Source organism: Roseovarius confluentis (assembly GCF_002917925.1).
GTDB lineage: Bacteria > Pseudomonadota > Alphaproteobacteria > Rhodobacterales > Rhodobacteraceae > Roseovarius > Roseovarius confluentis.
The window spans coordinates 154,418-164,006 of the sequence record NZ_PPFE01000006.1 but is presented as its reverse complement, the minus strand read 5'-3'; the positions used below and the strand labels follow the sequence as shown (position 1 = coordinate 164,006).

The following is a 9,589-nucleotide window of genomic DNA, read 5'->3' as shown; positions in this document are numbered from 1 at the left end:
CCGATGAAGGCATTTCCCATGTTCATACGTACCACCGGGCGCCGGATCGTCGTCGTCGGTGGCGGCGAGCAGGCGGCGCAAAAGGCGCGTCTGATGCTGAAGACAGATGCCAGCCTGGTTCTCGTCGCTGACAGCCTGGAAGATGAACTGCGCATGCTGGTCGACGACGGCCGCGCCACGCATGAGACGCAGCTCTCGGCCTCTGTCTTCGAGGGGGCGGCCATGGCGCTGATCGGTACCGGTTGCCCGGGGCTTGATGCGGCCGCCCATGCGCTGGCGAACGCCGTGCGCTGTCCGGTCAATGTGGTCGACCAGCCCGACCTCTGCGACTTGACCACGCCGGCGATCGTTGATCGTGATCCAATCGTCGTGGCCATCGGCAGCGAAGGCACGGCGCCGGTCCTGACCCGCGACATCAAGACCCGCCTGGAACAGATGCTGCCGCAAACGCTCGGCGGCTTGGCGGCGCTGGCAGGGCGCTTGCGCCCGGCGGTTGAACGGCAGGTGCCCCGTGCAAAAAGACGTGTGCTCTGGGCCTGGGTTTTCAAAGGGGCGCCCCGCGGCGCCTGGACCCGTGGCGAGGAACGCGACGTCGCGCGTGTGATCAAAACCGCCATCGAGGCAGGCGGCGCGCCAGAGGGGGCCGGTTCCGGGCAGATCAGCCTCGTCGGGGCTGGCCCCGGGGCGCGCGACCTGCTTACGCTTCGCGCAGTAGAACGCCTCCAAGAGGCCGATATCATCTTCTACGACCGTCTCGTGGATGCGGAGGTGCTCGAACTGGCCCGCCGCGACGCGGAACGCGTCTTCGTTGGCAAACATGTGGGTGCCCATGCCTGGCCCCAGGAGCGGATCAACCAAGTGATCGTGGCGGCCGCGGCCAAGGGGCAACGCGTCGTTCGCCTGAAATCCGGTGATCCCGGCATATTCGGCCGCGCAACAGAGGAAATCGAGGCCGCTCGCGCCGCCGGGATCCCCGTTGAGCTTGTGCCGGGCGTGACGGCGGCCTCTGCGGCCGGCGCGATGTTGTGCCAGAGCCTGACGGAAAGAAACGTCGCCGACACCCTTGTCCTGACAACGGGGTCCGGCTGTGCCGACGATCCTGTGCCCGATAGCACGCGTCACTCAGGCCCGGGGACGACGACGGCTTTCTACATGGCGGTGCGTCATGCCGGACGCCTCGCCGACGACCTAATGAAAAAGGGGTTGCCAGCAGACGCTCCAGTCGACATCGCCTGCGACGTTTCCAAGCCGGATCAGCGACACATCACAACCACCATCGGGGCGATCGAAAGAACCTTGGACAGCAACAAAGTGCATGGTTGCGCCGTGCTGCTGGTAACCTGGCCAAAGCGATGTGCTGAACAGTCGGCCAACGGCCCGGTTCTGGCCAGACTTGCACCAATGGCGGAAAGGACTGTGATTTCCCTGCAGGACTCGAAGGTCGGATAGTCTTTTATAGACATTCGGAAAACCAACGGATGCTGCTCGTGCAAGACAAATTGTCCGGTTATGAGGAAATACGCGAAACTCGGCGGACAAACCGATGGGGCAAATGATCCATATCGACGAAGCGCGCATTCGCGATCAATAATGATGTAAGAGCGAGCATACGCGCTTTGCCTAGATAGAGCGCCGGTTCGCCACTTCGGCGAACAATGCTTTCTGTCTGTTAAGCTTGTGCAGCAGTTCAACCTGATTGGAGGTTCCCGTCTTGGAAAAGACAGAACTGAGATGCGTGCGGACCGTAGCTGGCGCAATCGACAAGGACTCAGCAATTGCGCAAACCGTCATTCCTTCTTTCAACAGGGTGCAGACACGGAATTCGGACCTACTCAAATGTGCCGGGTTCTCGCAGTCCAGCAAGGGAACATCGCTGTCGTATGGCGCCTCGACGCAACTCAGTTTCCGTCCCCGCACCAGCGTTTTTGCAATTACGCCGGAGACCCTGCTGCCCCAGCACGACGAGAGTGTTCCGATCAGAGTCACGACCAGATCAAGATCGTGCTGCGCCGGACTATGCAGGTACTGCAGCTCGAGAACATCGACACTGGCATGCCCCTTCCACAAGGGGATCGCGATGATTTCCGCGAACTTGCCCGCCTGCGGTTCCCGGTGGCCATGCAGGCTTGCGCCTTCGCGGCCTTCAGCCTCCGACAGCTTCCAGATTGATCCGGTCCTGGCCATACGCAAGCAGTCGCCCAAAAGGTCGACGGTAAAAGCGCGTGGTTGAGTCGGCCAGACCTCGCCCTTGCGAAGAGTGCAGCGTGCGATGTACCTGCTTTTCGAATCTTTCAGGCAAATGCGGGTGATCAGCGCGGCATCGGCCCGGACCAGCCGCATCAATTGCTCAAGACATTCGGCAAGATCGCCATTGCCGTTCAGAGCATTCGCCCACCCTGCCACCAATCCGAAACTTTCAGACGAGCGATCACGACCATAAAAATTGGTCCCCATTACTCCAACCCCTTTCCAACCCCAAAATGCAGGCCGGAAAAAATATCCCCAAAACGTCGTTAATATTCTGGGGATAAGGTTCAAATGGCAAGAAATATGGCGGGATTACGGCAACTTCTGTTCCGAGATCGCCATCGAGACAAGCGCAACATACTGAATTATAACTACTTTTGTTGACCGGCGCAGTTCTTGAAAATTCGCTTCAGAATTTGTCTTGGTTTTTCCGGATGTGGATAAAACCTTAAAATCGCCGTGATTGGAGACAATTTATGTCCCAAAGCAAAATGGCCACGCACCCGATTTGAACGCCAACCGATTCGTGCTCAAGAATCCGCCAGGTCCCACGGCGTATAAACTTATCGCGCGGAACAAGAAGCTAGCCAAAAAATCACTACCTTAAGCGGAATTTACACGCCGTTTGATGGAAGCGTAGCCAATACTCATTCCTATACGCTGGATTTCGAGCTGAGGCAGAGCCTTGCCAAGCTTGCGCCCCGGCATGTCGCCAGGGGTTAATTTCAAAAAATCCTTATGGGGGATAACATGATCAAACTCTTCAAGAAATTCGCCAAAGACGAAAGCGGCGCAGCCATGGTGGAATACGGCGTCGCGCTTATGGTGATCGCGGCCATTGGCACCACGGCGATGACAGCTTTGGGTGACGGTGTCGAAGCCAACGTTTCAACTGCCTGCTCAGCAATTGGCACGACGTGCTGAAGCTAGAAGCTTTCTAAGAAACAAAAAATCTGCGCCACGCTCAAATGCGTTGGCGCAGACATAACAGCCGCCGGAAAATCTGACGATGTCCCGGCCTTCGTTCAAAGAAACATATTTTTGGAGACGACCATGCGTGCCAAGCCGATACTAACGACGCTATTTGGAATTGCGATCGCGGGCGGGTCCGTTTTCGTGGCCAAGGATCAGCTTCTGAATGGAGCTCGTAACACGACCACATCACCGAACACCGAACTGGTCGAGATCTATGTCGCACGCTCGGAAATAGCGTTCGGCCAGGAAATCGAAAGCCATCTCGTCACCCTGCACAAATGGCCACGCGAAGCCCTGCCATCAGGGGCGTTCTTCGATCTTGTCAATCTTGTGCCCAACGACCGCGTGCAGCTGCGCCGCGCGAAGGGCCGGTTCTTTCCGGGCGAAGTGATGCTGGCCTCAAAGGTGTCTGCCTTCGGCGAAAGGGTGACACTGGTCCAGAAGCTGGGTGAAAACACCCGCGCAATGGCGATCAAGGTCGACGCGGTGACTGCCGTCGGCGGTTTCGTCACGCCCGGCGACTTTGTCGATATCGTTTTGACGCAAGGTGCCCAGATGGAATTGCGGGCCGTAACCATTCTGCAAAACATCCGTGTGATCGGCGTCGACCAGCAATCCGAGGAGCTCAATGACACGCCCGAGGTTGCGCGCACGATCACGGTCGAGGTCACGGCCGAACAAGGCCAACGCCTCGCACTGGCCCAAAAGGCCGGAACGCTCAACCTGACGCTTCGAACCCTGGACGGGGTCGAGGACAAACCGATGGAAATGGTGCGCCTGCGCGACCTGCTGCAAGAGGAGGGTCCGGCGGAAAAGGTCGAGAAGCAACCGACGATACGGGTGCGTCGCGGGACTGTATCCGAGGTTGTCACCATTCCACGCAGCAGTCTGGAGTTGGTACCAGCGGCAGAACCTTCGGTGACGCTGGATCCGGTGCAGCCCATCGCACCGGCCGTGGAATCCGAGACCCCGGCAACCCGCGATACCGATGATATCGAACGTTCGCCCGTGACGACCGAAAACGGCAACGTCGATGTCACGCAAGTGATCGGGCAATAGGATCCATCCCATGCGGCCCCATCGCATCATAGCAAGGTTTTCCCAAGACCAGGACGGCACGGTCGCCGTTTTATGGGGCACGTCGCTGATCGCCTTCCTGGGGTTTCTTGCGATCACGCTCGATATTGGCCGGCTGGGCTCCACCCAGGCAGAGATGCAGGCCTTCGCCGACCACGTCGCCTTGGCAGCGGCCGGCGAACTCGATGGCCGCAGCGATGCTATCACCCGCTCGACGAACGCGGCGGCGAATATGATCAGCGACAGCCAGACATTCACCACCGGGTCAGGCACGTTGTCCGGCGCTGCCGACTACACGCTGACCTTTCACTCTTCCCTCCCTGCATCGGACCTTACACCGCTTGGCGCGGATGCCACGACAGATCCCAACAAGGCCAAGTTCGTCCAGGTGGTCCTGACGCCGAAATCCCTCAGTATGACCCTCGCTTCAGCACTCGACAAACTGCTGGGCGGAAACGGTTTTGCCACGACGGACCTGTCGGCCGAGGCTGTGGCCGGCTTCACGCAGGCGGCCTGTGATATCTCACCCCTGATGTTCTGCCTGCCTTCCGACTGGGAGACGTCCCTCGATATCGGAGACCAGATCCTGCTGCGCAGCGGCGGAAACGGCTCGGCCTGGGGCCCCGGCAATTTCGGTTTCATCGACCTCGCCGCTTTCGAAGACAGCTCGGGGGTCTGTGCCGACGAAGGCGGCAACAAGCTGGCCTGTCTGATCGCCGCGCAAAAGCAGATCACCCAGTGCATTCTGACCAACGGCATAGATACCGAGCCCGGCCAGAAGGTCGGCATCACAAACGCGGCGTTCAATGTGCGGTTCGACATCTACCGCTCCGTACTGAACGGAGAAAAGAGCAACGAGGATTTTGCCCCGGCGCCGAACGTCATCAAGGGGATCAAGAAGAACGGCGGTGGTGCTTGCATCCAGGGCAATGAAGAGCCGACCGGCGACACGACGGCCTTGGGGCGCGACCTGTGCATGACCACGGGAAGCTGTGGCGGAAACAACAGGTTCGGGGACGGCACGTGGGACCGTGCCGGATATCTTAACAAGAACCACGACCTCGCCGACGGCATCGCGGACGGCATCGGTAGCGACACCCACCTGCCTGCCCTTACCGGGACGAACACGCAATATGCCGGCACACGCTTTGGCATGTACCTGCGCGAGATCGCGTATGGAAATGAGAATCCGCACGGTCCCGGCTCGAACGCCATACTTGATCCTTCCCTGTCCGAAACCGGGCGCCCGATATGCTCGACCGCGTCGCCGGGCGGCCCCGAGCGGCGGGTCATCACGGCCGCCGGCGTCGATTGCGGTAAGACTGCCATCTCGGGCGCCACGAGCGGCGTGCCTGTGTCGAAATTCGTTAGCGTTTTCCTGACCGAACCGGTTGGGGATGACGGCGGTTCACCGCCCAGTTTCGACATTCACGGCGAGATTGTGAGCTTTCCCGATACCGTTGGCGCCGGTGCAGGCACCGATGGTTTCGGCGGCATCTTCCGCGACGTCGTTCAGTTGTATCGATAGCGAGGATTGGACCAGTGAACTTTCGGCCAACCCTTTGGATAAAGCGCTTCACGTCGGGCGAACACGGCGCCGTGCTCGTGGAATTCGCGATTGTCCTGCCGATCATGCTTCTGTTTTTTGCGCTGACCACCGAAGCGGCCCGCATGATGTGGTCCTACCAGACCGTAATCGCAGGCGTCAGGGATGCCGGGCGGTACATGGCCCGGGTGGTCCCCGCGGATATTTGCGACGCGGGTGGCAGCGTCACTGCCCTGTCTACAACACTCAAGGACATCGTCGAGAAGGATATCGGCGGCGCATCCCTCTTCCCGTCAAAGGTCACCGTCAACTCGGTGACCCCAAGCTTTTCGTGCGTCTCGGGAACCTACCGCGTCAGCCCGGCACCGGTCGGCCGTGTCACTGCCAACGTGACGATCCAATTTCCGATGGGCGGGGTCCTCGATCTTTTCGGCAGCGCGCTCTCTTCCGTGACAACCGACGTCGCGGACAACGCCCGGATATTCGGCCAATGACGCGGCGGTGGCATACGGCCCGGGCCGCGGCCCGACGCGCGATCGGGTTCTCGCAGGACCAGTCGGGTGGCGTTCTTGTCGAGTTCGCAGTCGTGATTGCGCTCTTCCTGTTTATCTTCATGGGCCTGCTAGATTTCGGACGGCTTTCCTATAGCGGCGTGACCGCGCAAAGCGCGTCTCAGATCGCGGCACGGATCGCCATCGTTCGCCCTCCGGCCTGCGCGGGTGTTCCACAAGTCCATGTCCGCGGTAGCGCCTCGCCCCCACCCCGCTTCGGAACCTCGTGCAGCGCAGCCAGCGGGGTGTGCGCCTCCGTCGCGACGGTCACGTGCCAGGGCTCCGCTTCGAACGCGACCGCATCGGAAATCTGGGCGCGTATCAGTCCACTTCTGCCGCCGGGCACAAATATCGACGCGCTTCGGTTTTCCTACGCGTTTGATTCTAAACTGGGATTCCTCGGGGGCCCCTACACGCCCATGCTGACCGTCGAGTTGGCCCTCGACGATTTTCAATTCGTCTCGCCGCTGGCCAGCCTTGCCAACGCAGCGGGTTCAGGCGGCAGCGGCATCGGATCTTCTGCGACGTATTCCAGTTTCAGCGTCTCGCTGCCCGCAGAGGATCTTGCATCAGGAGAGTCAGGATGAAGACACAATCGCACTCCAGATCACTGTTGGTCGTGTCGGCCAGGGAAGCCTTTGTCGAGGTTATCAGCGAAGTGTTCCCCGCATCGGAGAACCACAAGGTCACGAGTTCCAGCGAAACATTCGCGGCCATGAACGGACGTGCCGTGAACCTGGTATTCAACCACGACGTGGTCATCATCGAGGCGGATCCCGATGATGAGACCGAAGTGAACGCCATCAAGGAACTGATGTCGGATCGTGAAAGCGACACCGTGTTCCTGGCGATAACGCACTCTGACGTGTCGATCTCCAAGGCGCGCAAGCTCCGCGATATCGGCATGGACGAGGTGCTGCCGATTTCGATCGACAGCGAAAGCCTGAAGGCCGTCGTGGACGAACAGTTGAGCCGGCGCCAGGTCCCCGCGCAATCTGTGCATGACGGGCCTGCAGCCCTCGGCAAAATAATCCCCGTTACCCAGGCCCACGGCGGCGCCGGTGCGACGACCGTTGCAGTCAATCTGGCCTGTGCGCTCGCGTCCGACCGGTCCACCTTCTTCAGAAAGGCCGAAAGCAACCGCGTCGTGCTGCTCGATTTCGACCTGCAATTCGGCAATGCCAACGTACTCGTCGACCTTGAGGATAACGGGGGCTTTCTCCAGTTAATCGGGTCGGCGGAGGAGCCCGACGACCATTTGCTGATTTCAACGCTGCAAAGGCATGCGCAAGGGTTCGATGTACTGTGCGCGCCGACACCCATCGTTCCGCTTCACTCGCTTCGCGCCGAAATTGTCGAGACCATGATCGCCCTGCTCAAAAGGCGCTATGATTACATCGTCATCGATCTACCCCGCGCGGTCGTCGAGTGGGTAGAACCGATATTGAAGCAGGCGACCCAACTCGTCCTTGTTGCCGATACAAGCGTGCCGAGCATCCGCCAGGCGCGTCGTCTGATCGACCTTTACCGCGAAGAAAATGTCGGGTTGCCGGTCGAGATCGTGATCAATCGCGACCAGAAACCGCTCATCAAGTCCGAACACATGCGAGAGGCCGAAAAGGTCCTCGAAACGCGGCTTCTGCACTGGTTGCCGTACAATCCAAAGGTGGCACGAAGCGCCGTGAATCTAGGGCGCCCTGTTGTCGAGATGAAACCGCGCTCCGACCTGGGCAAGGCCCTTGCAAGGGTGTCGGCCGAGATCTCAGCCAAAGAACAAGTCAAAAGAAAAAACAGCCGATAAGGGGAATTGCCGTGTTCAAGGAATATCGCTCGCGGCGTGCGGAGGCACAGCCAAACGTGCTCAAGCTCGAACGCAAAAACGAGGCTCCGAAAGATGCAGACGCTCCCTCGGAGGATCTGGAGCTTAAAGCGCATCTCGATCTGAAAAACCGCCTGCATGGCGAACTGCTGGACCGGCTGAATCTGACCATGATCGACAAGGTCGAGCGGTCGGAACTCAAGCGCCAGATTGCGTCGCTCGTCACCAGCCTGATCGAGGCCGAAGGTGTCTATATGCGTTCCGAAGCTTTTTCGTCGTTGGTCGAGGAACTGATCCACGAGGTAATGGGCCTCGGCCCACTGGAACCTCTGCTCGAAGACCCCACCATCAACGACATTCTCGTGAACTCCTTCGACAAGGTCTATGTCGAACGCCACGGCCTTCTGGAAAAGTCGAAGGTTCGCTTCCGCGACGAACGGCACCTGCTGCGTGTCATTGACAAGATCGTCAGCAAGGTTGGACGGCGGATCGACGAGTCGCAGCCCTGGGTCGACGCCCGCCTCGAGGATGGCAGTCGCGTAAATGCGATCATCCGCCCCTGCTCGGTGGATGGCCCAGCGCTTTCGATCCGCAAGTTCTCACGCGTGCCGCTGACGCTGCAACGGCTAGTCGAACAGGGCGCGCTGAACCAGCAGGCGGCAGGCCTGCTCAAGGCGCTGGTCGACGCGCGCCTCAATATCCTTATCTCCGGCGGAACCGGCTCGGGTAAGACGACTCTGCTGAATGCCGTCTCGTCCTTCATTGATACCCGACATCGCATCGTCACGATCGAGGACGCGGCCGAGCTACAACTGCAACAGGAACACGTGGTCCGGCTGGAAACGCGCCCCCCCAACGCCGAAGGAGAAGGCACTATCTCTCAGCGCGACCTAGTGCGCAACGCTCTTCGCATGCGCCCCGACCGCATCATCGTTGGCGAGGTTCGTGGCGCCGAATGTTTCGACATGCTGCAATCGATGAACACAGGCCACGACGGTTCGATGACGACGGTGCACGCTAACTCCGCGCGAGATGCCTTGGGTCGGATCGAACAGATGGTAACGATGATGGGCGCCGAACTCCCGCTAAAGACGATCCGATCGCAGATCGCCTCGGCCATTCATATCGTCGTGCAACTCAGTCGGATGAGCGACGGAAGCCGCCGCATCCTCAGCATCTCGGAGATCACGGGGATGGAGAATGACACGATCACCATGCAGGACATCTTCGTCTACAAGCGCCGCGGCAGGGCCGAAACGGGCGCCGTCATGGGCGATTTCGTGCCGACCGGCATCCGTCCCCACTGCTTTGATCAACTCGTGGCAGCCGGCGTCGATGTGAATGCCGACTTGTTCAAGCGCCTGGAGGTGTAAC

9 protein-coding genes are annotated in these 9,589 nt (G+C 59.8%); 8 read left to right on the top strand and 1 reads right to left on the bottom strand.

Features of this window, described 5'->3' with window-relative positions:
* The first annotated feature begins 3 nt into the window (after positions 1-3).
* Positions 4-1,449 carry a siroheme synthase CysG gene (cysG, locus tag C2I35_RS14790; RefSeq protein ID WP_170067228.1) on the top strand — a complete coding sequence of 482 codons (1,446 nt, stop codon included), beginning with the start codon at positions 4-6 and terminating at the stop codon, positions 1,447-1,449.
* A gap of 171 nt (positions 1,450-1,620) precedes the next feature.
* On the opposite strand, the gene C2I35_RS14785 is transcribed toward cysG, so the two are convergent.
* Positions 1,621-2,454 carry a helix-turn-helix domain-containing protein gene (locus C2I35_RS14785; RefSeq protein ID WP_103763829.1) on the bottom strand — a complete coding sequence of 278 codons (834 nt, stop codon included), beginning with the start codon at positions 2,452-2,454 and terminating at the stop codon, positions 1,621-1,623.
* A gap of 543 nt (positions 2,455-2,997) precedes the next feature.
* Here C2I35_RS14785 and C2I35_RS14780 point away from each other — a divergent pair.
* From C2I35_RS14780 to C2I35_RS14750, 7 genes are all read left to right on the top strand, one after another.
* Positions 2,998-3,171, top strand: a complete 174-nt coding sequence (locus C2I35_RS14780) for a Flp family type IVb pilin (protein WP_170067227.1) — start codon at positions 2,998-3,000, stop codon at positions 3,169-3,171.
* Positions 3,172-3,300: 129 nt separating this feature from the next.
* A complete protein-coding gene (gene cpaB, locus C2I35_RS14775) occupies positions 3,301-4,281 on the top strand; it encodes a Flp pilus assembly protein CpaB (RefSeq protein WP_103763827.1) in 981 nt (326 codons plus the stop codon).
* Positions 4,282-4,291: 10 nt separating this feature from the next.
* Positions 4,292-5,827, top strand: coding sequence for a Tad domain-containing protein (locus C2I35_RS14770; protein ID WP_103763826.1), 1,536 nt, complete (start codon positions 4,292-4,294; stop codon positions 5,825-5,827).
* A gap of 14 nt (positions 5,828-5,841) precedes the next feature.
* Entirely contained in the window at positions 5,842-6,339 is a 498-nt protein-coding gene (locus C2I35_RS14765; protein WP_245890500.1) for a TadE/TadG family type IV pilus assembly protein, read from the top strand.
* Positions 6,336-6,983 (top strand): TadE/TadG family type IV pilus assembly protein, encoded by a 648-nt coding sequence (locus C2I35_RS14760; protein ID WP_103763825.1) that lies wholly within the window; start codon positions 6,336-6,338, stop codon positions 6,981-6,983. Before C2I35_RS14765 ends, C2I35_RS14760 begins: the two co-directional genes overlap by 4 nt.
* Complete coding sequence (locus C2I35_RS14755) at positions 6,980-8,197, top strand: CpaE/TadZ family protein (RefSeq protein WP_103763824.1); 1,218 nt, start codon at positions 6,980-6,982, stop codon at positions 8,195-8,197. The genes C2I35_RS14760 and C2I35_RS14755 overlap by 4 nt, the downstream gene beginning before the upstream one ends.
* An 11-nt stretch (positions 8,198-8,208) precedes the next feature.
* Positions 8,209-9,588 (top strand): TadA family conjugal transfer-associated ATPase, encoded by a 1,380-nt coding sequence (locus C2I35_RS14750; RefSeq protein WP_245890499.1) that lies wholly within the window; start codon positions 8,209-8,211, stop codon positions 9,586-9,588.
* Position 9,589 lies beyond the last annotated feature (1 nt).

Excerpts from the sequence above, each read along its gene's own strand:
- cysG (WP_170067228.1), top strand. The coding sequence starts at position 4 with ATGAAGGCATTTCCCATGTTCATACGTACCACCGGGCGCCGGATCGTC.
- C2I35_RS14785 (WP_103763829.1), bottom strand. The coding sequence starts at position 2,454 with ATGGGGACCAATTTTTATGGTCGTGATCGCTCGTCTGAAAGTTTCGGA.
- C2I35_RS14780 (WP_170067227.1), top strand. The coding sequence starts at position 2,998 with ATGATCAAACTCTTCAAGAAATTCGCCAAAGACGAAAGCGGCGCAGCC.
- cpaB (WP_103763827.1), top strand. The coding sequence starts at position 3,301 with ATGCGTGCCAAGCCGATACTAACGACGCTATTTGGAATTGCGATCGCG.
- C2I35_RS14770 (WP_103763826.1), top strand. The coding sequence starts at position 4,292 with ATGCGGCCCCATCGCATCATAGCAAGGTTTTCCCAAGACCAGGACGGC.
- C2I35_RS14760 (WP_103763825.1), top strand. The coding sequence starts at position 6,336 with ATGACGCGGCGGTGGCATACGGCCCGGGCCGCGGCCCGACGCGCGATC.
- C2I35_RS14755 (WP_103763824.1), top strand. The coding sequence starts at position 6,980 with ATGAAGACACAATCGCACTCCAGATCACTGTTGGTCGTGTCGGCCAGG.